The sequence below is a fragment of the Hymenobacter lucidus genome (genome assembly GCF_020447265.1).
Taxonomy (GTDB): domain Bacteria; phylum Bacteroidota; class Bacteroidia; order Cytophagales; family Hymenobacteraceae; genus Hymenobacter; species Hymenobacter lucidus.
Window position 1 is genome coordinate 323,065 of the sequence record NZ_JAJADR010000006.1, and the last position, 23,434, is coordinate 346,498.

General features: G+C 59.0%; 23 protein-coding genes. 14 read left to right on the forward strand and 9 right to left on the reverse strand.

From position 1 onward, the window contains the following. The first annotated feature begins 344 nt into the window (after nt 1–344). The 3 genes from yihA to LGH74_RS19730 all read left to right on the forward strand — a co-directional run bounded on the left by yihA (nt 345) and on the right by LGH74_RS19730 (nt 2,180). Entirely contained in the window at nt 345–962 is a 618-nt protein-coding gene (yihA, locus tag LGH74_RS19720; RefSeq protein WP_226178492.1) for a ribosome biogenesis GTP-binding protein YihA/YsxC, read from the forward strand. Nucleotides 963–1,038: 76 nt separating this feature from the next. Further along, a complete protein-coding gene (locus tag LGH74_RS19725; RefSeq protein WP_226178495.1) occupies nt 1,039–1,530 on the forward strand; it encodes an energy transducer TonB in 492 nt (163 codons plus the stop codon). A gap of 29 nt (nt 1,531–1,559) precedes the next feature. Beyond that, a complete protein-coding gene (locus LGH74_RS19730) occupies nt 1,560–2,180 on the forward strand; it encodes a DUF5606 family protein (protein WP_226178497.1) in 621 nt (206 codons plus the stop codon). Nucleotides 2,181–2,263: 83 nt separating this feature from the next. On the opposite strand, the gene fbp is transcribed toward LGH74_RS19730, so the two are convergent. Next, nucleotides 2,264–3,286, reverse strand: coding sequence for a class 1 fructose-bisphosphatase (gene fbp / locus LGH74_RS19735; protein ID WP_226178500.1), 1,023 nt, complete (start codon nt 3,284–3,286; stop codon nt 2,264–2,266). 83 nt (nt 3,287–3,369) lie between these two features. On the opposite strand from fbp, the gene LGH74_RS19740 reads away from it, so the two are divergent. The 5 genes from LGH74_RS19740 to rsgA all read left to right on the forward strand — a co-directional run bounded on the left by LGH74_RS19740 (nt 3,370) and on the right by rsgA (nt 8,439). Beyond that, nucleotides 3,370–4,665, forward strand: coding sequence for an aspartate kinase (locus LGH74_RS19740; protein WP_226178503.1), 1,296 nt, complete (start codon nt 3,370–3,372; stop codon nt 4,663–4,665). Between the two features lie 101 nt (nt 4,666–4,766). Further along, nucleotides 4,767–5,228: a Fur family transcriptional regulator gene (locus LGH74_RS19745; protein ID WP_226178506.1), complete on the forward strand. Its 462-nt coding sequence runs from the start codon at nt 4,767–4,769 to the stop codon at nt 5,226–5,228. A gap of 116 nt (nt 5,229–5,344) precedes the next feature. After that, nucleotides 5,345–5,983, forward strand: coding sequence for a peroxiredoxin (locus LGH74_RS19750; RefSeq protein WP_226178508.1), 639 nt, complete (start codon nt 5,345–5,347; stop codon nt 5,981–5,983). A gap of 171 nt (nt 5,984–6,154) precedes the next feature. After that, nucleotides 6,155–7,408 (forward strand): 3-deoxy-D-manno-octulosonic acid transferase, encoded by a 1,254-nt coding sequence (locus LGH74_RS19755; RefSeq protein WP_226178511.1) that lies wholly within the window; start codon nt 6,155–6,157, stop codon nt 7,406–7,408. Between the two features lie 104 nt (nt 7,409–7,512). Then, on the forward strand, nt 7,513–8,439 hold the full coding sequence (gene rsgA, locus LGH74_RS19760) for a ribosome small subunit-dependent GTPase A (RefSeq protein ID WP_226178514.1): 927 nt from the start codon (nt 7,513–7,515) through the stop codon (nt 8,437–8,439). A 204-nt stretch (nt 8,440–8,643) separates the two neighbouring features. Here rsgA and LGH74_RS19765 read toward each other — a convergent pair whose 3' ends face one another. After that, entirely contained in the window at nt 8,644–9,279 is a 636-nt protein-coding gene (locus LGH74_RS19765; protein WP_226178517.1) for a fasciclin domain-containing protein, read from the reverse strand. Between the two features lie 207 nt (nt 9,280–9,486). Between LGH74_RS19765 and LGH74_RS19770 the strand changes: the two genes are divergently transcribed. Then, nucleotides 9,487–9,948 carry a peptidylprolyl isomerase gene (locus LGH74_RS19770; protein ID WP_226178520.1) on the forward strand — a complete coding sequence of 154 codons (462 nt, stop codon included), beginning with the start codon at nt 9,487–9,489 and terminating at the stop codon, nt 9,946–9,948. A gap of 215 nt (nt 9,949–10,163) precedes the next feature. Here LGH74_RS19770 and LGH74_RS19775 read toward each other — a convergent pair whose 3' ends face one another. From LGH74_RS19775 to LGH74_RS19785, 4 genes are all read right to left on the reverse strand, one after another. Continuing rightward, nucleotides 10,164–10,364 (reverse strand): hypothetical protein, encoded by a 201-nt coding sequence (locus tag LGH74_RS19775; RefSeq protein ID WP_226178523.1) that lies wholly within the window; start codon nt 10,362–10,364, stop codon nt 10,164–10,166. Nucleotides 10,365–10,700: 336 nt separating this feature from the next. Continuing rightward, entirely contained in the window at nt 10,701–10,823 is a 123-nt protein-coding gene (locus LGH74_RS24940; RefSeq protein WP_262712954.1) for a hypothetical protein, read from the reverse strand. Nucleotides 10,824–10,946: 123 nt separating this feature from the next. Beyond that, nucleotides 10,947–11,417 (reverse strand): radical SAM protein, encoded by a 471-nt coding sequence (locus LGH74_RS19780; protein WP_226178526.1) that lies wholly within the window; start codon nt 11,415–11,417, stop codon nt 10,947–10,949. A 333-nt stretch (nt 11,418–11,750) separates the two neighbouring features. Next, on the reverse strand, nt 11,751–13,271 hold the full coding sequence (locus LGH74_RS19785; protein WP_226178529.1) for a sigma 54-interacting transcriptional regulator: 1,521 nt from the start codon (nt 13,269–13,271) through the stop codon (nt 11,751–11,753). A 276-nt stretch (nt 13,272–13,547) separates the two neighbouring features. Between LGH74_RS19785 and LGH74_RS19790 the strand changes: the two genes are divergently transcribed. Continuing rightward, nucleotides 13,548–15,200, forward strand: a complete 1,653-nt coding sequence (locus LGH74_RS19790) for a S8 family serine peptidase (protein WP_226178532.1) — start codon at nt 13,548–13,550, stop codon at nt 15,198–15,200. A gap of 104 nt (nt 15,201–15,304) precedes the next feature. Here LGH74_RS19790 and LGH74_RS19795 read toward each other — a convergent pair whose 3' ends face one another. Beyond that, entirely contained in the window at nt 15,305–16,408 is a 1,104-nt protein-coding gene (locus LGH74_RS19795; protein WP_226178535.1) for a vWA domain-containing protein, read from the reverse strand. Between the two features lie 196 nt (nt 16,409–16,604). Between LGH74_RS19795 and LGH74_RS19800 the strand changes: the two genes are divergently transcribed. From LGH74_RS19800 to LGH74_RS19810, 3 genes are all read left to right on the forward strand, one after another. Continuing rightward, nucleotides 16,605–16,907 (forward strand): DUF427 domain-containing protein, encoded by a 303-nt coding sequence (locus LGH74_RS19800; protein WP_489146038.1) that lies wholly within the window; start codon nt 16,605–16,607, stop codon nt 16,905–16,907. A 65-nt stretch (nt 16,908–16,972) separates the two neighbouring features. After that, nucleotides 16,973–17,611: a hypothetical protein gene (locus tag LGH74_RS19805; protein WP_226178553.1), complete on the forward strand. Its 639-nt coding sequence runs from the start codon at nt 16,973–16,975 to the stop codon at nt 17,609–17,611. Nucleotides 17,612–17,747: 136 nt separating this feature from the next. After that, nucleotides 17,748–18,590 carry a bifunctional transcriptional activator/DNA repair enzyme AdaA gene (locus LGH74_RS19810; RefSeq protein WP_348533002.1) on the forward strand — a complete coding sequence of 281 codons (843 nt, stop codon included), beginning with the start codon at nt 17,748–17,750 and terminating at the stop codon, nt 18,588–18,590. A 250-nt stretch (nt 18,591–18,840) separates the two neighbouring features. Here the strand turns inward: LGH74_RS19810 and LGH74_RS19815 are convergent, their stop codons facing one another. Continuing rightward, nucleotides 18,841–19,818 (reverse strand): acyl-ACP desaturase, encoded by a 978-nt coding sequence (locus tag LGH74_RS19815; RefSeq protein WP_226178556.1) that lies wholly within the window; start codon nt 19,816–19,818, stop codon nt 18,841–18,843. A gap of 105 nt (nt 19,819–19,923) precedes the next feature. Continuing rightward, nucleotides 19,924–21,546 (reverse strand): hypothetical protein, encoded by a 1,623-nt coding sequence (locus LGH74_RS19820; RefSeq protein WP_226178561.1) that lies wholly within the window; start codon nt 21,544–21,546, stop codon nt 19,924–19,926. Between the two features lie 156 nt (nt 21,547–21,702). On the opposite strand from LGH74_RS19820, the gene LGH74_RS19825 reads away from it, so the two are divergent. Beyond that, nucleotides 21,703–23,400 (forward strand): hypothetical protein, encoded by a 1,698-nt coding sequence (locus LGH74_RS19825; RefSeq protein ID WP_226178564.1) that lies wholly within the window; start codon nt 21,703–21,705, stop codon nt 23,398–23,400. The last annotated feature ends 34 nt before the right edge of the window (nt 23,401–23,434 follow it).

Here is a 23,434-nt window from a genome sequence, read left to right on the forward strand (position 1 = left end):
GAAAACCTGTTCCAGGGTTAAGCCTACCAACCAATTTTTCTGGCCGGAAGCGCTAAGAAAAGACATTCACGCTTTTTGAGAACCAGCTTGACGATACGGAACAAGGCAAGTTGCGGGCAAAGATAGAAATTTTATAATACGACCTTAGCCGTATCCAATTGTAAAGAAGATTTACATAATCTAAGGGTGGAAAAGGGCGTAACCCGTACAGTACCCAAACAGGATGCAAACCGCGCAAATATAGGTGTGCTTTGTAAACTACAAGGATTTCCTGTAAAAATTTATGTCGCGGCACGGCCCACATAGATATGTTACCTTTGCGCCCGTACCCTAGTTTTTGGCTTATGATTATCCGCGAAGCGAAATTTCTGATGAGTAATTCGCGCGTCGACCAGTGCCCGGCGCCCACCTTACCGGAATACGCCTTTATTGGCCGCTCCAACGTGGGCAAGTCCTCGTTAATTAATATGCTGACTGGGCAAAAAGGATTAGCCAAGACCTCTTCCCTACCCGGTAAAACCCAATTAATCAACCACTTCTTAATTAACGAGAATTGGTACTTAGTTGACCTACCTGGCTATGGTTACGCTAAAGTCAGCAAGGATTCGCGGGCTACCTGGGGCAAGATGATTAATTTTTACCTGCGCAATCGGGAAAATCTGGCCTGCGTTTTCGTCTTAATTGACTCGCGCCACGCACCGCTTGCCCCCGATTTGGAGTTCATGGAAATGCTCGGTGCAGGAGGTATTCCGTTTGTAATGGTTTTTACCAAAGCCGACAAGCAGTCTTCTTCCAAGACGCAGCAGAATATCAGCGCATATCTGCAGAAAATGCAGCAGACTTGGGATGAGTTGCCGCGGCATTTTATTAGCTCGGCAGAAGAAAAAACTGGCCGGGGCGAATTGTTGGGCTTCATTGACGAAATCAACCGGCAATTAGCCCAACAAGCGGATAATGCGTAGATTGGCCCTGTAATTGCCACGCTCACCGGCCAACAATTCACCCCTTATTCCCTCTTTTTTCTCCCCGGTTTTTTCCATGAAAAAAATCTCATTTGTATTGGCCCTCGGCCTATTAGCCGGTACCACGTCGGCTTTTGCTCAGAAAACCAAAGTAAAGGTCAAGACCGATGGGCCTGCGCCTGAGCAGCCGACTACGGCTACAGAGGCTGCGCCGGCTGCCGCTGCTGTGCGTGGTCCCAAATCCATTCCGGTGGCCGAGTACTACGAAGGTGGCCAGGAGGCTTTGTATGCCTTCGTGGAGAAGGAATTGAAATACCCGATAATGGCCCGCCGCAACCGGATTCAGGGCACCTGTATCGTGAGCTTCACGCTGAACACCGACGGCACCATGTCGGGCATTAAGCTGGTGAAAAACATCGGGGGCGGCTGTGGCGAAGAAGCTTTGCGCGTGGTACGCCTGCTCAAATTCAACAAGCCCGGCTACGCCGTGCTTACCAGCATGCCCATCGTCTTTAAGCTACCTACGCCCGGTAAGCCCGCCGACGCGGCTGCCACTGACGCCGAATAACTGCATTTTCTTACCCAACCCTTTTTTCTATGCCCTACGACCTCAAGGAGATTGCCGCAATCAGTGGAATGCCCGGTCTTTATCGGCTGGTGCGTCCTACCCGGGCCGGCGTCATTGTAGAGTCGCTTGATGAACGCGGCACCCGCTCCGTAGCTTCCGCCCGCAACAAGGTTTCGCTGCTGCAGGAGATTTCCATCTACACCCAGGACTACGACCAGACCGTTCCGCTGACGGAAGTATTTGACCGGATCTACCAGAAGTTCGGCACCGACCTGGCCGTGACCAACAAGTCGGACGACCGGGCCCTGGCCACGTTCATGGGCGAAATCATCCCCGATTACGACCGGCAACGCGTGTACATGTCCGATATCAAGAAGCTGGTATCGTGGTACAAAGCCGTCAGTGCCCGGCTCGAATACCAGGCCGCCGAAGCCGCCGAGGAAACTCCGGCCGTAGAAGCCACCGAGGATTCGGCCACCGAGCAACCTAAAGCCAAGAAGAAAGCCGCCAAAGATTCGACGGAAGCCGCTGCGGATGAGGCCCTGAGCACGGCGGGTGTAATTCCGGCCGAGCAGGAATCGACGGAGCCTATCAACCCGGAAATCACCGAAACTGCTCCGGCCAAAAAGTCCAAGAAGAAAGCCGAGTAGGTTTCTTTCTGGTTTTAAAGCCAACAAAAAGCCCGGCCGATAGATATCGGCCGGGCTTTTTGTTGATTCTTAGTATTGGCTTTCTAGAGCGAGGCTAGTGCGTCGGAATACTCGGCAGCGAGAAACTCCTCAGCTTTTTCAACCAACTCGGTAGAGCCGATGAACAGGGGGCTTCGCTCGTGCAGGCTCTGCGGGGTTTGCTCCAAGGTGCGGCTGCGGCCGTTGCTTGATTTGCCGCCGGCCTGCTCCACGATGAAGGCCAACGCATTGCACTCGTACATGAGGCGCAGCTTACCGTTGGGAGCCTTCTTCGTGGCTGGGTACATATAGATACCGCCCTTGAGCAGGTTGCGGTGAAAATCGGCTACCAACGAGCCGATGTAACGGGCCGAGTAGCCCTGCTGCTTGCAATGGGCCACAAAAGCGGCGGTGCCTTCCGAGAAATACTCCGAGCTACCTTCGTTGATGGAGTAGATGGCGCCAGTTTTGGGCGTGGTGATGTGCGGGTGCGAGAGGAAAAATTCGCCCAGGGAGTTTTCGTACGTGAAGCCGTTTACGCCATTGCCGGTGGTATACACCAGCATCGTGCTGGAGCCGTAGATAACGTAACCAGCCGCTACCTGGTGGGTGCCGGTTTGGAGGCAGTCCTGCTCGGTGCCTTCGGTACCGGTGGGCGAAATGCGGCGGTAGATGCTGAAGATGGTGCCGATGCTGACGTTGACGTCGATGTTGCTGGAGCCGTCGAGCGGGTCAATGGCCACCACGTACTTGCCCTGGTTGTTGCCGGTCTGAATCATGTCCTCGTCTTCCTCGGAAATGATGGTGCAAACCTCGCCTCCGTTGCGTAGCGCCCGGATAAAGCGGATGTTGGCAATGACGTCGAGCTTCTGCTGGTCTTCACCCTGGATGTTCTGGCTGCCGTAGGCCCCGGCAATATCAATGAGGCCCGAGCGGTTGATTTCCCGGTTCACAATCTTGGCGGCCAGGGCAATATCGCGCAGCAGCTGCGAGAGCTCCCCGGTGGCGTAGGGGAAGTCTTCCTGCTTGCGCATAATGAATCGGTCGAGGGTGGTACCGACGGGGAGAGCCAGTTTGTTGTGGTCCATAGAGTGGGTGGGTGAGCGGTGGTTCTGGCTTACAAAACTAAGGTTTTTCGCCACATCTGCGGCTGGCTGCCTACTTTTGGCCCATGCAGGAACAGCAGTCTTTACAGGTTTATAAGTTCGGCGGCGCCTCGGTGAAAGACGCGGCGGCCATCCGGAATCTGGCGGGAATCGTGCGGGAGCACGCCGTCCATTCGCAGCTGCTCATCGTAGTGTCGGCCATGGGCAAAACCACGAACGCCCTGGAGGAAATCTTTCAACTGGCCTTCACCGGGCAGGACTTTGCCCCGCCGCTGGCTACGCTGCACCGCTTTCATAGGGCCGTAGCGCAGGAGCTGTTTGAAGATAAACCGGCTGAAAATGAGAAGCTGGCCGAGCTACTCGCACAGCTGGAGCAGCACCTGACCGAGCTGCAGCAAAACCCCGCCCCCGCCGACAGCTACGACCAGCACTACGACCAGATCATCAGTTTCGGCGAACTGCTGGCTACCTGCATCGTGGCCCGGGCCCTGGGCGCGCAGTGGCTCGACTGCCGCCCGCTACTGCGCACCGACCACACCTGGCGCGAGGGCCGCATCGACTGGCCGACTACGGAGTGGAACGTGCGCGAACAGCTGCCCGATATGCTGCAACGTGGCCCCGTGGTGACGCAGGGCTTTTTGGGCGGTACGGCCGCGGGCCAAACCACCACCCTGGGCCGGGAAGGCTCCGACTACACCGCCGCCATTTTTGCCTACTGCTTGCAGGCCGAGGCCGTCACTATCTGGAAAGACGTGGCGGGCCTGCTCAATGCCGACCCCAAGTTTTTTGCCGACACGGTACGCTTCCCGGCCATCAGCTACCAGGAAACCATTGAAATGGCTTACTACGGCGCGTCGGTCATTCACCCCAAAACTATCAAGCCGCTGGCCGTGCGCCAGATTCCGTTGTTTGTCAAGTCGTTTCTGGCCCCCACGGCCGAGGGCACGCGCATCGGTGAGGGTCGGCACGAGCAGCTCAGTCCGGCCTTTATCCGCAAGGACGGGCAGTGCCTGATTTCGTTTGAGTCGAAGGATCTGACCTTTATTTCGGAGGAAAACCTGGAAGTAATTTTCGGCGCGCTGGCCCAGGTTCGGCTGAAAATCAACATGATGCAGAACTCGGCCATTTCCTTCTCGGTCTGCACCGACTACTCGGCCTACCGGCTGGAGAAGCTGCTGGGCTTGCTGCGTGAGCAATTCACGATTCACTATAACACCGGCCTGGAGCTCTACACCATTAAGAATTACGACCCGGCCAGCATCGGGCGGCTCACTGCGGGGCGCGAGCTGCTGCTGGAGCAGCGCACCCGCCAGACGTTTCAGTTTGCGTGTCGGGGGCGGGAAGTCAGCGGGCTGCTGTAGATAGCAACGGCTATTCCGAATATTGATTTCAGGCCAATTTTTAAACCTTTTTGCCCCGTATTGGCTTCTCCAACTACCTTTGTGGAGAATCATTCTTACCTGTGACGCTTTCATCTGACCATCTGCCTTCTTCCGCCTGCCAGCCCGACCGGGCCATTCTTCGGCAGCGCCTGACCGCGGCAGGCCTGCGGGCTACCACCCAGCGCATCCTCATTCTGGAGAGCCTGATGGTGCTGCCCGGCCACCCCACCGCCGAACAGGTACACCGCCAGGTGGTGCTGGCCGAGCCTACCGTGTCGCTGGGCACGGTGTATAAAACGCTCGACAGCTTTGTGGCCGCCGGCCTGAGTAAGCGCGTGGCATCGGCCGAGGGCCCCTGTCGCCGCTACGACTCCGACTGCAACGCCCACCACCACCTGTACTGCATCGATACCAAGGAAATCATCGACTACAGCAACCCCGAGCTGGACGCGCTGATTCGCGACTTTTTCGCTACCCACGGCCTGGGCAACTTCCAGCCCCACTCCTTCTCGCTGCACGTGGCTGGTTCCCGCATTTCGTAGTCAGTTGTCAGTTGTCAGTTGTCAGGAAAAGGTAGTCCGAACGACTAACAACGGACAACCAGCAACCAGCAACTCTCCCTTCTCATTCCCCTTTTTCACTTTTCATACTCAATACAATGGCAGTTCTCGTTGGCAAACGTGCTCCTTCTTTCAAGGCTACGGCCGTAATCGACAGCGAATTCGAAGAGGATTTCTCTTTGGACCGCTACCTGGGCAAGAAGCACGTTATCTTCTACTTCTATCCCGCCGACTTCACTTTCGTGTGCCCTACCGAAATCATTGCGTTCCAGGACCGTCTGGCCGATTTCGAAGCTAAAGGCGTGGCCATTGTGGGTTGCTCGACCGATACCCACTTCTCGCACTTCGCCTGGCTGCAGACGCCCCGCGACAACGGCGGCATCGAAGGCGTAACCTACCCGCTGGTGGCTGACGCTACCAAAACCATTGCCTCGAACTACGACGTGCTGGGCGGCCACTACGACTACAACGAAGCCGGCGAGATGACCTTTGTAGGCTCGCCCCTGGCCTACCGCGGCCTGTTCCTGATCGACAAGGACGGCATCGTGCGCCACCAGGTGGTAAACGACGGTCCGCTGGGCCGCAGCATCGACGAAGCCATGCGCATGGTAGATGCTCTGCAGTACTTTGAAGCCAAAGGCGAGGTATGCCCCGCCAACTGGGAAGAAGGCAAAGAAGCCATGCACGCCACGCGTGAAGGCGTTGCCAACTACCTCGGCAAGCAGGCTGCTCACTAATTTCAAAGTCTTGGAGCTTAGGTTCTAGGACTTAGAAATACGAGCCTGAGAAGGCCCTAACCGCTTGGTTGGGGCCTTTTTTCGTTTGTCGGTCGTTAAAAGCCTATTTTTGCGGAATTCAAGCGAATCTGTGCTGGCCGAACTGCAGCACTAGACACTAAGCATCAAAACTTGCGTTTTATCTATACCGTTGGTATCCACCTTTATGCGCTGCTGTTGCGGCTCGTGGCACCTTTCGTGCCCAAGGCTGCCCAGTGGGTGGCCGGGCGGCGGGGGCTGCTAGCTCACATCCGCCACACGCTGCAAACCGATACCGCGCCTCGGGTGTGGTTTCACTGTGCCTCGCTGGGCGAGTTTGAGCAGGGCCGCCCCCTGATTGAAGCCTACGCCCAGCAGCACCCCGAGCACAAAATCGTGCTGACGTTCTTCTCGCCCTCGGGCTACGCGGTGCGCCACAACTGGCCCGGGGCACATTACATCTTCTACCTGCCGCTCGATACCCGTCACAACGCCCACGAATTTCTGGAAGCCGTGCAGCCCCAACTGGCGGTGTTTGTGAAGTACGAGTTCTGGCACTATATGCTGGCGGGCTTGCAGCAGCGTGGGGTGCCTACTATCTGCGTATCAGCCATTTTCCGGCCCAGTCAGGTGTTTTTCAAACCCTGGGGCGGCTTCTACCGCCGGATGCTGCAGTGCTTCACGCATATCTTCACCCAAAATGAAGCCTCGGTGCAGCTGCTGCGGCAGGCGGGCATCACCCGGGCCAGCGTAGCCGGTGATACGCGCTTCGACACGGTGGTGCGCACGGCCTCGGCCCAGCCCCGGCCCCTGCCGATGGTCGATGCCTTTACCGACGACTGGCTGCCGGTCTGCATAGTGGGCAGCAGCTGGCCCGAGGATCTGCCCGTGCTTACGCCACTGCTGGAGAAGTATCAGCAGGAAATGCGCTTTATAGTGGCGCCCCACGAAATCAGTGAAAACAACCTGCGGCTGGTGGAAGCGGCCCTGCCGGGCCAAGTAGTGCGCTACTCCCAGGCCGATGCCGCCACCGTGGGCCAGTATAAAGTGCTGCTCATGGATAACGTAGGGCTGCTCAGCCAGCTCTACCGGTTTGGCCACTTTGCCTACATCGGCGGGGCCTTCGGTAAAGGCCTGCACAACACGCTCGAAGCCGCTGCCTTTGGGCTGCCGCTGTTTTTCGGCCCTACTTACGAGAAATTTCAGGAAGCTATAGACTTGGTGGAAATGGGCTGTGCTTTCCCCGTCCGGACCGCCCAGGAGCTGGAAATTGCCTTTGCGCCCCTTTTCTATCAGGAAGCCAACCGCCTTGTGGTGCAGGACCTAAGCCTGGAATACGTTCACCAGAAAGCCGGTGCCACAGCCATCATTATGCGGTGGCTTGAAAGTGAAGTTGTGAGATTGTGAAGTTGTGAGTTTTAGTTCTGCTTGCGCAGTCTTGCACAAGTCGGGTCAATCCACATTTTCCTATTCAGCAACTTCACAACCTCACAATTTCACAACTTCACCTTATGATCGGTATTGTAGTTAAGTCGACGGGCTCGTGGTATGTGGTGCGCGAAACGGCGACGAACAAGCTGCATCGGTGTCGGCTGCGGGGCAAGTTCAAGAATAAGGGCCTGAAGGTGAGCAACCCACTGGCCGTGGGCGACCAGGTGGAGTTTACGGTGGAAGAGCAGACCGAAGGCGCGGGCGTGATTCATCACATTGAGCCGCGCCGCAACTACATCATCCGCCGCTCGGTGCACAAGGCCGAACACGCCCACATCGTGGCCGCCAACCTCGACCAGGCCCTGCTGGTGGTGACGCTCGTGTCGCCGGCTACCTCGTTCGGGTTCATCGACCGGTTTCTGGTCACGGCCGAGGCCTACAGCATTCCGGTAACGCTCATCTTCAACAAGACTGACCTCTATGACGAAGACCTGGCCGATTACCAGGATCAGATTCTGAAGATGTACAAGCGCACCGGCTACCCCGGCCTGCGCTGCTCGGCCGAAACCGGGGAGGGCGTAAGCGACGTGGACGCCCTGCTTGATGGCAAAGTCTCCTTGCTTTCGGGGCACTCGGGCGTGGGCAAGAGCACGCTCATCAATGCCCTGGTGCCCGATCTGGACATCAAGACGGCCGAAATCAGCGAGTTTTCCGACAAGGGCGTGCATACCACCACCTTCGCCGAAATGCTGGAAGTACGCCCCGGTACCTACCTCATCGACACGCCCGGCATCAAGGAGCTGGGGCTGGTGGATATTCCGCCGGGCCAGCTGGCCCACTTTTTTCCCGAGATGCGCGCCCTGCTCAATCAGTGCCGCTACCACAACTGCCAGCACGTGCACGAGCCCGGCTGCGCCGTGCGCGAGGCCGTGGAAAAAGGCAAAATAGCCCTGCCCCGCTACGACAGCTACGTGAGCATGCTTTCGAATGACGACAACCGGCATTAAGGAATACTAATGACGTTGTTTTCGCCTGTCATGGCGAGCGAAGCGCGGCCATCCGTCCTCTGAAATGTGTTGGGTGTTCTAAACTGAAAAGCCCTTTACTACACGAGTAGTAAAGGGCTTTCTGGTAATAGGTCATTTCGTACTGCGCAGAGGACGGATTGCTTCGTGCCTCGCAATGACGGACGAAATCAGCTTGACTCCAGCTTACGCGCCCGGCGCGGGCGGCAGCAGTACTTGGTCGATGACGTGGGTAACGCCGTTGCTGGAAATAACGTCGGGAATCTGGATGGTGGCGTTGTTAATCATGATTTTGCCACCCTTCACCGAGATTTTAACTTTCTCGCCATTCACGGTGGTCAACTCCTGGCCGTCTTTCAGGTCGGAAGCCACGAGGCGGCCGGCAATGACGTGGTAGGTGAGCACACCTTTGAGCTTCTCCTTGCTTTCGGGCTTCATCAGGCCGGCCATAGCACCCTGGGGCAGCTGAATAAAGGCCGAGTTGGTGGGCGCGAATACCGTGAACGGGCCGGGGCCGCTGAGCGTGCCGCCCAGATCGGCGGCCGACACGGCCCGTACCAGCGTGCTGACGCTGCTGGCCTGCACCGCGTTCTGGATGATATTCTTATCGGGAGTCATGGCCACGCCGTCTACCATCACGCCTTCGGGCTTGGCCATGCGGGCCGAGTCGGTGAGCATGGCGGCCGAGTCGACGGTGGCAATGGCTTCGGTTTCGGCGGTGGCGTTTTCCTGGGTTTTGGTGTCGTTGCAGCTGCTTAGGCTACCGGCACTCAGCACGGCGGCGCACAGGGCGAAAGAGGCGTTTCTCAGGTTCTTTTTCATCGGAGGCAGAACGGGGTTAGGGGATTGGCTTAGAAAAGGGCTTGGGGCAAGGGCGGGCAATATCGGAATATTCACCTGCCAACATACGTGCACTGTGTACAGAACCCCGGCCGTAGCCGGATGTTTTGCCCCGGGGCGAATTGGCTACCTTTGTCCCGCGCGAAAAACATTTCGCGCTTGTACGCATCCACCTATTCCTTTTCCCGCATGAAAACTGCCGAAATCCACACTACGCACGGCGTAATGAAAGTCGAGTTCTTTGAAGCCGACGCACCCAACACCGTCAAGAACTTCACCGACCTGGCTAAGAAAGGCTTCTACGACGGCCTGAAGTTTCACCGCGTCATCCCAAACTTCGTGGTGCAGGGCGGCTGCCCCAACACCCGCGAAGGTGCCAAAGGTGCCCCTGGCACTGGCGGCCCCGGTTACAAAATCGACTGTGAGCTGAAAGGCGGCAACCAATACCACGACCGGGGAGTGCTGAGCATGGCCCACGCCGGCCGCAACACCGGGGGCTCGCAGTTCTTCATCGTGCACAGCCGCGACAACACGGCCCACCTCGACCGCAACCACACCGTGTTCGGCAAAGTAGTGGAAGGCCTCGACATCATCGACCAGATCAAAGCCAACGACGAAATCCAGAAAATCGTAGTGAGCGAGCAGGTGTAAGCAGCAGTTAGTCGAACGATGTAGAGACGCATACTTGCGTCTCCTCGTTGAACGACAACCATTGCAACGTCAGCAACGATTGAGACGCGGGTACGCGTCTCTACACTGCCCAACAACAGAAAAGCCGGCTGAGGATATCAGCCGGCTTTTTGTGTTGCAGAGGTCGGGTGTGTAAAAAAACCAGCAGGAATTTCTCCTAAGCAAGGAGCAGCGGCCTACCAGCGCTGGAAGAACCAACGAGTGCTGTTGGCATTGTATTGCTTGTAGTTGGGGCGATGCAGCGCCACGCGGCCTTTGCTCACGGCCCGCACGAATGGCGTCCGGCCCCGGCCAGCGGCAGCAGCCGGAGCGGCGGGCAGCAGCAGTACCACAACGAGGAGCAGCGAGGCGAAGCGGGCAATGAGGGAAGCAGACATGGCAGAAAAATAATGGCTGGAGAAGTGGCTGAGTTGGATTCCAAAGCCCGTTTGGCCGTTGGAATGATACAAAGCAACGCCAGCGCCGCCGGCCTTTTCCGAAGATTTGCTACGGCGTATATTTTCCTGGCTGAATGAACGATTTTTCTTTCCGAACGGATTTCGGGCTAGCGAAAAAGGATAAAAAAAGCCCTGTAGCACCGCTACCGTTTAGCTACAGCCTAACATCGGCGACCAATCACCAGCAACGGCCTCGCACTCACCATGAGGAAACAACAACGCCCCGCGCACCTTTCGGCACGCGGGGCGTTTGGGTATAGTAGCGCGGTTACGCGGCTATTTCTTCTGTGTTTTCACGGTCTTGCCCGAGGGCTTGTCCTTGATTTCCGTTTCGTTTTCCTTCTCCTTGGCTTTGGTAGCGGGGTCGGTATGCTTCGGAGTGCTGGTGGTATTGGCCATGTTGGGAAGTCCTGATTGTGAAAGAATACTTCCTGTACGGCCGTTGAGCTACAATGACTAGGCACCGGCCACTATTTATTTGGCGCGGGCCGCGCGGCAAGTGCTGCCGGCTACCGTTTGGCGCTACGGTTTCAGCCTTACGTAGCGCTCAATATTCACCCTGTCCACGCCGGCACTTGCTACCTTTTCCACACCGCTTTGGGTGAGGGTATCGTTTTTTAACGTGACGGTGAATGCAAAATCATTATCCTCCCAGTTTCGGGCGCTGCAATACTCCAGGTGCTCACTGTAGAGGCTGTCTTTGAGTGAATACTTGCCGCCCCCGGCCACGAATACGGCAGCTGAATCCTTGCCTTTTTTCAAGTCGTGCTGTAAAAAGGCAAAGTGGCTGTCATTAATGACTTTGATAAAGGATTCGTTTTTGTTGCTGGCAGTGGTTACCGTGTCTCCCTTCTCAATAACCGTTCTGCTAACAAGCTGCCAAGTACCCGTTATGGGCATTTTACCGGCTTCGGGAGCGGTTTCCGTTCCTGACGTGCAGGACAGGAAGCTGCCAAGCACAGCGGTGAGGGCGACTACAGTTACTATTCTCATTGTATTGATTTTTTCACAAACCCAGAAACACTGCTACTGAATTAGCCATGGGCACCGGGCTTTTCTACGACCAGCGCAACTAGCAGCGGCTAAGGTAGCAGTATCTTATATATAGCGTTTTGCATAAATACTTATTGCACGATAGAGCACTATCTTGCTTGTCTGCATTTGGGCGTACGCATCGCGAAAAGCGCTTCGACTGACTCTTATTTCCCCTTGAAGGGCGTTTTCAGCAATTAGAAAATAGTCTGAAATAAAACGCCCCGCGCATCTTTCGATACGCGGGGCGTCTGAGGGTGCTAGCAGCGTGTACTTTGTAGTTCGCGTTAGGCTCTACCGGCGCCGGCGGGGCTTTTCTTCTTCGTCCTCATCATCCTCGCCGCCAAAGCTGGGCATGGTGAACATGGAGGAGAGCAGGTCCTTGAATTGGGTGCCGGCCTGCACCCGGTTGCGCGAAATGAGGCTGTGCTCGGCCAGGCCGTGCAGGCAGAACTCCATCAGGAACCAGGTGGTATCCGCGTCTTCCTTGGGGTGCAGGAAGGTCACGATGTTGCGCAGGCCGGGCACCTGCTCCAGGGCTTTGTGGTAGTCCTTGTCGGACGAGTCGTTGAGCACGTCCACGGTGTTGCCGGCCCCGAACCAGTCCTGCACCTCTTTGTAGGGGTTCGGGATGGTCTTCTTTTTCTTCTGCTTGTCCGGGTCAGGGAAGTAAGTCAGGAACAGCGTGCGGATGGCTTTGCCCATCAGCTTCTCGGCCACGATGCCGGCTCCCTCCTGCTCGCCTTCGTACACCAGCTCCACCTTGCCGGTGAGGGCGGGCACGGCAGCCAGAAAGTCGGCAATGCGCACGTAGGTCTTCTTCTCGCCGTTAATCAGGGCGCGCCGCTCGGCGGCACTGATCAGGCTTTCGTAGGCCGAGATGGTGAGGCGGGCCGATACGCCGCTCTTAGCATCCACAAACTCCGACGAGCGGGCCTCCACGGCCACCTGCTCCACGAGGTCGTGGATGATTTCGTTGGTCGTTACCATGCCCTTTTGCTCGGGCTTGATGCGGGCCTCCTGCTTGGTGATGCGCTTCCCGATTTCGACGCTCTTGGGGTAGTGCGTGATGATCTGGGAGTCGATACGGTCCTTGAGGGGCGTCACGATGGAGCCCCGGTTGGTATAGTCCTCGGGGTTGGCCGTGAATACAAACTGGATATCGAGCGGCAGGCGCACCTTGAAGCCCCGGATCTGGATGTCGCCTTCCTGCAGAATGTTGAAGAGTGACACCTGGATGCGGGCCTGCAAATCGGGCAGCTCGTTGATAACGAAGATGCCGCGGTGCGAGCGGGGAATCAGGCCGAAGTGAATTACCCGCTCATCGGAGTAGGGCAGTTTCAGCGTGGCAGCCTTGATGGGGTCGGCGTCGCCGATGAGGTCGGCCACCGATACGTCGGGCGTGGCCAGCTTCTCGGTGTAGCGGTCCGAGCGGTGCATCCACGCAACGGGCGTGGCGTCGCCTTTTTCGGCAATCAGGTTTTTAGCGTAGATGCTCAGCGGCTCCAGCGGGTCGTCGTTGAGCTCGGAGCCTTCCACGACGGGAATGTACTCATCGAGCAGTTCGACCAGCAGGCGGGCAATGCGGGTTTTGGCCTGCCCGCGCAAACCGAGCAGGTTGATGTGGTGCATGCTCAAAATAGCGCGCTGCAGGTCCGGAATAACGGTTTCCTCGTAGCCGAAGATGCCGGGAAACACGTCCTCTTTGGCCTGGAGCTTGGCAATAAGATTGTCGCGGAGTTCCTGTTTTACGGAGCGGGGCTGGTAGCCAGACTTTTTCAGGTCGCCGAGGGTGCGAATGTCAATTCGGTTCATATAGGGAAAGTAGTACGGCGCCCGGCAGCGTGGTAGCCTGGGCGCGGGAAGATACTAGTATAACTCCCCGAAGGGGTGGTTGGTTCGAGCCCAGTGGGCCGAAGGGCGCGGCTACCGGGCCGCCCATCACCCAAATATGTGAGGCGGCATATTAGCGGATCAGTATATTCTTACCTATTCTTGCAAAAGTTCAAGCCTGCGAACAGTTTGACAGCGGCTCCGCGCCAGAATGCCTTTATGTACTGCTGCCGGCGGGCCACGCTTACTTTCCTGCCTATGAAATCCTTCCCTATTCTGGCGGCCCTGCTGGTGCTGCCGCTGGCTGGCCGGGCCCAGAGCCAGCCCGTCGAGCAGTGGCACCACCTCGATCCGGCTGCCGACCACGCCATGGGCATCAGCACCGCCCGCGCCTACGAGCTATTGCGGCAGTTGCCCGCGCCCAAGGGCGCTCCGCTTATCGTGGCCGTTATCGACGGCGGTATTGATACGGCCCATGCCGACCTGCGCCGGGTGCTGTGGCACAACCCGCGGGAAGTAGCTGGCAACGGGCTCGATGACGACCACAACGGCTACACCGACGATGTGTACGGCTGGAACTTTACCGGGGGGCGCGACGGCCGCAATCTGTTTGTGGAGCAGAAAGAGGAAACCCGCATCTACGCCCGTCTCAAGGACCGCTACGAGGGCAAAACTGCGGCCACGGTACCCGCAGCCAACCGGGCCGAGTTTCAGCTTTACGAGCAGGCCAAGGCCGAATACCTGGCCCGGCGCGCCGAGGCCGAGGCACAACTGCAAGCCGACACCCGCCAGCTGACCGAGGACCGGGCCAACCTGACCCGGCTCAAGCAGGGCCTTAAGGTAACGGTGCTGGACTCGGCCCTGCTCCGCCGCCCCACCACGGCTGATACGGCGTTGCTGCGCTCGGCCAGTATGTACTACGGCGGCCTGCGCCAGATGCGCCTGCCCAACACCGATTCGCTGCTCAACCGCTTCGTGCGCTACAACGAGAAACTCCGCAAGCGCGTCGACTACGCCTACAACCTGGCCTACAACCCCCGCCCGCTGGTGGGCGACCATCCCGACGATCTTACCGAACGCCACTACGGCAACGCCGACGTAATGGCCAGCCGCTCCGACCACGGCACGGTACACGGCTCACACTGCGCCGGTATCATTGCCGCCGACCGCCGCAACGCCGTGGGTAGCCAGGGCATTGCCGACCAGGTCCGCATCCTGTCGGTGCGGTGCGCCCCCGACGGCGACGAGCGGGACAAGGACGTGGCCAACGCCATTCGCTACGCCGTCGACCACGGAGCCAAGGTTATCAGCATGAGCTTCGGCAAATATTTCTCCCCCGGAAAAGCCGCCGTGGATGAGGCCATGCGCTACGCCGGGGCCAAGGGCGTGCTGCTGGTGCACGCGGCCGGCAACGACCACCTGGACGTGGACAAGACTACGCAGTATCCCAGTCCGCGCTTTCTCAATGGCCAGGATATTCCGAACCTGCTGACCGTGGGCGCCAGCGGCCCTACCAACAACGAGCAGCTGATTGCGCCCTTTTCCAACTACGGACAGCAGTCGGTGGATGTGTTTGCGCCCGGCCTCAACATCATGTCGACGGTGCCGGGCAGCCAGTACGCGCCCCTGAGCGGCACGAGCATGGCTGCACCCGTAGTGGCGGGCGTGGCAGCAGTGCTGAAATCGTATTTCCCCCAGCTCACCCCCGCCGAGCTGAAGCATATTATCATGCAGTCGGCGCGGCCTCTGCACACCCAGGTAATGAAACCCGGCACCAAACAGCTGGTAGACTTCGCCACACTGTCGAGAACCGGCGGAGTAGTCAACCTCTACGAGGCCCTGAAGCTAGCCCAGGCCCAGCAAGCGGCAGTAGCCAAAAAGCCGGCACGCAAGACTGCCCGGAAGTCATAGCCGTAGCCATATCCGGCCGCCCGCTGAACGCAAAGGCAACCCAGCAAAAAGCCCGTTACCCTTGCAAGGGTAACGGGCTTTTTGCTGGTGGTATGTGGGGCCGCCTACAGTGTTTTGCGGCGGTTCTTCTTATAATCTTCGAATACCAGGTGGCCCAGGCCTTTGAGGCCCGAATAGTAAGCCTTGCCCTGATTGACCTGGGTGAATTCCTCCACGAACTGCTGCAGATAAGGGTCGGAGGCAATCATGAAGGTGGTAATCGGGATTTTGAGGCGGCGGGCGGCGGCGGCCAGGTTCAGGGTCTTGTTCACCACTTTCCGGTCGAGGCCGAAGCTGTTCTTGTAGTAGCCGTTGCCTTCCTTGAGGCAGGTAGGCTTGCCGTCCGTTATCATGAAAATCTGCTTGTTGGCCGTTTTGCGCTTGCGCAGCAGGTCCATGGCCAGCTCCAGGCCCGCCACTGTGTTGGTGTGGTAGGGGCCCACTTCCAGGTAGGGCAAATCCTTGACCGTGATAGGCCAGGCGTCGTTGCCGAATACGATAACGTCGAGGAAGTCTTTGGGATACTTCTGCTTCACGAGCTCGGCCAGGGCCATAGCCACCTTCTTGGCGGGCGTGATGCGGTCCTCGCCGTAGAGAATCATCGAGTGCGAGATGTCAATCATGAGCACGGTGCTGGTTTGGGTTTTGTGCTCGGTTTCGCGCACTTCCAGGTCGCCCTCGGCCAGCATGAACTCCTCGCCCAAGCCGTGGTTGAGCTGGGCGTTGCGGATGCTTTCGGTCATCGAAATCTGCTCCAGAGAGTCGCCGAAGCGGAAGTCGCGGATGTCGGTGCTCATCTCGTCGCCCTGCCCGGTCTGGGGCGTGCGGTGGTTGCCGGAGTTACCTTTCTTGAGCTTGCCGAAGATTTCCTCCAGAGCGCTTTTACGAATGCCCTGCTCGGTTTTGGGCGTTATCTTAAAGGCGCCCCGCTCCTGCTCGTTCTCATCGATGTAGCCCTTTTTCTTCAGGTCCTCGATGAAGTTGCCGATACCATAGTCGTTGTCGGTCAGCCCGTACTGCTTGTCCAGCTCCGAGAGCCACGACAAAGCTTCCCCTACGTCGCCGGAGGTGATGGTAACCAGCTGCATGAATAGCTTAAACAGCGTCTCGAAGCCTTTCTCGGACGACTCTTCGGGCACGAAATCCCGGAAACGAAAACCTGCGGCCATAATACTGAAGATTGAAGTCTGATAACAAAGCGGCGGGCGGCAATGTTCGTTTATAGATCCCCGCCTGCCATCCTGAACTCTTGCGAAGAGCCTTAATAGGATACGAACGGTGAGCTTAACAACGTCTTGTTCTACCGTAATAAGGTCCTGCGCAAGCTCAGAATAACAAACGATTTTTCAATTCTCGCAGTACCCGATACTTCCAACCACACCCACCATGAAAGCCATTTGGAACGACACCGTAATTGCGGAAAGCAACGACACGGTGGTAGTCGAAAACAACCATTACTTTCCCGCCGACGCCATCAAGCGGGAATATTTCGAGGACAGCATTGCCCAGACTTCCTGCCCCTGGAAAGGCCGGGCCAGCTATTATTCCCTGCGCGTGAATGGCGAGCTGAACAAAGATGCGGCCTGGTATTATCCTCAGCCGAAGGACGCGGCCCAGGAAATTAAGAACCGGGTGGCCTTTTGGAAGGGCGTGAAAGTGGTGGAATAAGCGCGTAGATCTATCTTCACGCCACCGTTGCCGTATAGGCAGCCATACCCTTTTTCGCCTTTTGTATGCGTACCTCTTCCCGCCTCCTGCTGGCGGCTTCCGTGCTGGCTCTTGCCGCTAGCTGCGACAGTGCCCGCGAAACCACTACCGGTCAGCCCAACCCTACCACTTCCAGCGCCCCCGAGGCCCGGCCCACCCCACCGCCCGGCTTCAGCAAAACGCTGACAGCGGCGCCCTACACGTTCGTAGTCAGCACCGCCGGGCCGCTGGGGCAGCGGCAATTGCAGGTGCGCGCCGAGCAGGATGGCCAGGAGCTGACCACGGCCCAGGACACGATTTTGGGCGAAGTCACGGATGCGCGGCTGGTGAAGCTGACTGCCGGGCCCGGCTCCGAGCTGCTGGTGTTCGTGGAAGGGGCGGGCAGCGGCTCGTATGGCGAGCTGCGCGGCTATTGGTTTGGGGGCAAAGACTGGGAGCGGATGACAATGCCTACGCTGAGCGAAGTTGCCGCCCGCGGCTACCAGGGCCAGGATAAATTCCGGGTGCAGGGCAAAGAAGTGGTGCGCTCCTTCCCTATTTATGCCCCCACCGATGCCAACTGTTGCCCCAGCGGCGGCACCCGCACCATTCGCTACGTGCTGCCTGAGCGCAGCCTCACTTTCCGGCAGACGAGCGTAGTAAACGAAGCTCCGGCCGTACAATAGGCGCCTGCCGGTTTATCACGAAGCCGTTTTCCGGATGGAGAACGGCTTTTTGCGTCTACTGGGAGTAAGTGCGCAAGAATCGGGTTTTGAGGCGGCGGGTGCGGCCGTAGCTTTGGAAACCAATTTGCCTACTGCCATGATGACTGACTACCAACGCATTGCCGCCGCCATCGGCTACATCCAAGCCAACTTCCGGGAGCAGCCCACGCTGGAACAAATTGCCGCCCAGGCCCATTGGAGCCCGTTTCACTTCCAGCGCAAGTTTCAGGAGTGGGCCGGGGTAAGCCCCAAGAAGTTTTTGCAGTATGTAAGCATTGAGCACGCCAAAAGCCTGCTCCAACAGCAGCTTTCCGTGGCCGACGCTACCCACGCCACCGGTCTGTCCGGCACCAGTCGCCTCCATGACTTATTCGTGACGCTGGAAGCCATGACGCCGGGCGAGTACCGGCAGGGCGGCGCGGCCCTCACCATTAGCTACAGTTTCGGCGACAGTCGTTTCGGACCATATCTGGTGGCCTCCACGCCCAAGGGCATCTGCCACCTGCACTTCGCTGACGATGCCGACCTAGCCCTGGCCGAGCTGCACCAGCAGTGGCCCCAGGCCGCACTACTGGCGCAGGCAAGGCCGGAGCACGCCCAGGTAGCCCGGTTTTTTGCCCGCGAGTTTCAGCCTGCCGACCGACTCCACCTGCACCTAAAAGGCACCGATTTTCAGCTAAAAGTGTGGGAGTCGCTGCTGCATATTCCCGAAGGTCGGCTTACTACGTATTCCGGGCTGGCCACCGGCGCGGGCTTCGAATCGGCGGTGCGGGCTGTAGGCACGGCCATTGGGGCCAACCCAGTCGGCTACCTCATTCCCTGCCACCGCGTTATTCGCCAGGGCGGCGAGCTGGGCCAGTACCGCTGGGGCGTCACACGCAAAGCCGCGCTGATGGGCTGGGAAGCGGCGCAAACGACAGCGTTGGTTGAGGCAAAGTGAAGGGCATTCAGGAAACAACCTAAACGCCCTCTCGACCATTCTGCGCTTCGAGCAGAGAGGAGGCATGCTGCGTGCAATGCTATTACGTCACGTTACGCTTGCGAAGCATCTCTGCCGCTTCGTTGGGCAATGAGTTACCACTGTGGTAAAGACACTTCGGCAAGCGCAGCATGACATTCTTTACTATCGTCCCTAACGCAAAAAAGCCCTTGTTCCACCGGAGCAAGGGCTTTTCTATCAGCAGGATTCGTTACTCAATCCACTTGAATTTGTATTCCAGCTTGGGCACCGGCATCCGGTCGGCTACCCGGCGCAAGCGCATGGGCAGGGCCATGATATAGTCGCGGGCTTTTTCGGCCGCACCGTTCAGGCCCGTAATCTGGTCGAGCTTCCAGGTAGTGATGAGGCCTTCCAGGATGTCGGTGTAGTCCTGGCTGGTATACACGCCCAAGCGCTGAGCGGCATCGGTGAAGTGACCGAAGGTTTTGCCCATTTCCACGCCCATTTCCCGCATGTAGTGGGCCGGCATCACAATTTTCTTGCGCATCATGTCTTCGAAGGCCAGCATCATTTCGGAGGCGTCTACTTCGAATATTTTGTCGACAAACGTCTGGTAGACCCGGGCGTGGCGGGTTTCGTCGCCGGCAATCATGCCGCAGATCTTGGACAGCTGGGCATCACCGGCCTTGCGGGCCAGGGTACCCACGCGGCGGTGCGAGAGGTTGGTAGCCGCTTCCTGGTAGCTGGTGTAGATGAAGGCGCGGTACGGGTCGTGGGCAGTGCCCAGGTCAAAGCCGTCGGCAATGAGGTATTGCGTGCTGGTTTCAAACTCGCGCATGTTCACGCGGCCCGACAGATAGAGGTAGCGGTTGAGCAGGTCGCCGTGGCGGTTTTCCTCGGCCGTCCAACCCCGGATCCACTGAGCCCAGCCATTGTTGGGGTCACGGTTTAAATCGTCGAGTTGGTGGAACCAAGCTTCGTAGTTGGGCAGGGCTTCTTCGGTGATGGTGTCGCCGATGAGAACTGCTAACAGGTCGTAGCTCAGTCCTTTGGCCCGCTCACGGAGCTCACGCACTTCGTCGAAGAAGGTATCGGAACGGGAATCGGGGAGAAAGTCGGCGGGCTGCCAGCTGTCCTCGACCTTTCTAAGAAAGCCGTCCATATTCTCTTTTAGAAAGGATTCGAGATGCTGAAGCACCTCCCCGCGGGAGGCCACAGTTGCAATCATAGGAAGGGGAAAAGAGGGATTCTGGGGTCAAATGTAGGCATTCGACAATCACACATACGTAAAGCGTCCTTACTCTGCCACCTATAAAATTTTGGCATTTTACCTTTATTTCATCTTCTCCACACGAACTAGGTACTGTTGAGGCTGTAGCGAATCACTGCTGGCACTCCCAGCCACGCGCTGAATGCTCGTTCGTCCGCTGCGGGCCATGAGGTAAGCAGTTAGCCAGGGCACTATTTCTGGCGTTAGCCACCACTGGGCTGCCGGGTTCCCTGCAAGCCGCTTCAACGCCAATGCTTGGTCGGCAGTGCCGGTGAGTTGCCGCAGAAGCTGCCGGTGCGACGGGTCGAGGGTCGTCCAGCCGGTGAGGGGCAGCACCGAATGGGGCGCAAAACGTAGCACCGCAAACGGCGACTGGGACTTGTAGGCGGTTTCCAGGCCGGCCACTACCAGCAGCTGGCCCCGGTGGGTGGCGGCCTGCAGCGGCCCGAGCAGCGCCTGCCCCCGGGCCTGCTCCCGGCCCAGCACCTGCACCCGATGCGCGGTTTTGAAGGTGTAGGCAATAAGCAGCAGCAGCACCGTAGCAAAAAACAGCGGCGACAGGCGCGGCAGCGGGCGGCGGGTATCGCGCAGGAAATAGGTCAGGTTGCTCAGGGTCCAGAGGCTGAAGAGAGGCATGCCGAGGCGAGGCGGCAGCTTCAGCACCAGGCCCAGGCCCAGCAGCAGGCTCAGAAAAAACAGCTGCCCCAGCCAGAAGCCCCGGCGCTGGGCAAAACGTGGGCTGCGCGCCACCAGCCACCAACCCACTGCCAGCAGAATCAGCAGGGCAAAATAGTCGCGTGCAAGCAGGCTACCCCAGGCAGCTAGCTTGCCCGGAGCCATTTCCCGCAGAAAATACACTGCATCAAAGTGGCCGGCCCGTTGAAACAAGCCTTGATTAACCAGGGCTGAGTCGCCAAAAGCCCAGTGGCCCACGGCCTGCATGCCGAGCTGGTCGGCGGCCGTACGCGGGCGAGGCTGGTAGAGCTGGTAGTCGTTGAGGTTGGACTTGAGCACATCCAGAGTGCGGTAGGTGGCCGTGGCCGGACTGCTGGTGAGCAGCAGTACCACGCTGGCCGCGCCCAGCAGTAGCAAAGCCCCACCGGCCAGAGAAGCCCCGCGCCGGCCAGCCAGCCACACTGCGCCCGGCCCCGCTGCCAGCACGCCCAGCACCGCCGCGCTGGGCCGCACCATCCAGGCCAGGGTCAGGGCAACTGCGGCTACGGCCAGCATCCGGCGGCGGCCGGCCCGCTGAGCGGCCAGCAGCACCGCGCCCCCGGCCAGCAGCACCGGCACCCGCACGTAGTTGAACCATAGGCCGTGCTCCAGCCAGGCTAAAGCGTAGAAGCCCACCAGCACCAGCGTAACCTGCGTGCCCGACAGCCGGGTGCGCAACAGCTTATCGAGCACGGCGAAGGCCAGGGCGGTAGCCGCGTAGAGCAGGCCGTAGAGCAGCAGGCCGTACCAGGGCAGGGCGGGAAACTGCTGGTACAACCAGGCCAGCACCGGAGCTAGGCCGTGGAAATACAGGTGCAGATCGGTGACGGGCAGCGCGGCCGTACTGCCCTGCAGCAGCAGCGTGATGCTCACGTCGTCGTTGGTTTCGTAGTAGCAGCCCAGAACCACACCGGAAGCCAGCAGTAGCAGGGCCGGCAGCAGAACAACGCGCAGAAACCGGAAATTGAGCATCGGGGCCGGAAAGGCAGACTGGAAGTGGTGTAGGCGAAGCTTGCCCGGGTAAAGATGGGAAACGGCCGACGGTTTAGCAGCATTAAGCGGCCTGCCCCGCGCAGGCGGTAGTAGTCAGCGCGGGCAATTACGGCTAATATCGGTTGCTTTGCAGCTGTGAAGCCTCTCTCCTCCCGCCTGCCCGATCTGACGCTGGTTTTTGTGGTGCTGTTTACCGTGGCCTACTTTTTCCTGACCCACGAGGGCCTCTACGATCTAGACGACTATTTCTACTCCCGCTACGCCCACCAGCTGGCCGCTGGTACCTTCCGAGTGCTGCCCGACCCGCAGGGGATGCTGCACGACCCGCTGAAGGAGCGGTGGCTGATTTTCGGGCCGGTGGCCCTGCTCTACCGGCTGCTGGGCATCAACATCATTTCCACCACCCTGTGGCCGCTGCTGGCTACGCTGGGGTGTGCCGCGATTATCTGGCGGGTGTACCGCCGGCGGGAGCCGGTAGTAGCGGCGGCGGCCATGCTGTTGCTCGGGCTGCATTATTTCACGCTTAACCTAACCAATTACCTGTATCCAGATAACATTCTGATGTTTTGGTGCTTATGCTGCGCCTTGTGTCTGCTGGCCGGCCGGCACCAAGCCCGCAAGCAGCTGCTCTGGGGCGGTGGTTTTGCCTTGCTCAACTTCGCCGCCTTGCTCAGCAAGGAAACCATCGTGTACTACCTGCCCTTTTACCTAGGCGTACTGGCGCTGGACATTTTCGGGCGGCGGCACGGCCGGTTCTGGCTGGCGGCCGTGGGTGTTGGTGTGGGTTTGCTAGGGGCTTATCTGGCGTTTTACCAAGTCTACACCCACGATGCGCTCTACCGGATTCACCTCATCGAGCATACCAACGAGTTTCTGAAGGAGGGCAACTTTCTGGTGGGCAACCGCGCGGCGCTGCTGGCGCGCATCACCTACCAGCCGCTAGTATTTCTGGTGGGCACCGGGCTGGGCGTAGCCCTGGTGCTGGCCCTGGCCGCGGCCTTTGGGCGTCGGCGCCACCCTGGTTCCGATGCGGGCTTCTGGCTGGCCCTAGCCTTTTCCACACTGACGTTTTACTGGCTGGGCAGCACCTCGCTCACCCAGTACAACCCCATCACCCTCATTCCGCGCATGACCACGCCGCTGCTGCCACCGCTGTGCCTGGCGGCCGGGTTTGGGCTGCGCGACTTTCTGGCCCGCCCCCGCAGCAGCGGCTACTGGCTGGCCCTGGCGCTACTGGCCTGCGCCGCTTGGCTGCACACCAGCGTGGCGGTGCTCTACGGCGGACTGGCGCTGTACTTCGGGCTAGCTACCTGGCTGGCCGATTCGGGCAGTGTCGCCACCTGGCGCCGCCCCGACACGGCTGGGTTTGCCGCGCTGGGCGTACTGGCCCTGGCGGCCGTGCTCAGCATCCGGCCGTTGTACTTTATGCGCAAGCCTAGCGTGTCGGCCCACTTCGAGCAGCAGCAGATTATCCGGCAACAGTTACAGGCGCCGCGGCGGGGCGTGGTTTTCGTCGATGACTTCCTCATTGGCAACTACGATTTCTACTATGGCTACCAGGTGCCGCCGGGCCTGCGCTTCCGCCGCTACTCCGCCGCCGACTCCGTGCCGCTGGGTCCAGGCGAAAAAGCCTGGCTGCTGGTCAACGGCCGCACGCTCACCAACCCCGAGCTCACCCGCAAGCTGATCCGCTATTCGGAGGCCGACGTGCTGGCCCGGTTTCCGGAGCGCCGCCCTGTGGCGCAGGCCGGCGACGTGCGGCTCTATGAAGTGAAGCCGGCCACAGGCCCTGAGCAGCGGTACCAGGCTGGTCAGGTTGGGAATGAAATGTAACTACGACGGCCCTTGTCGTAGGGTACTGCTGTCG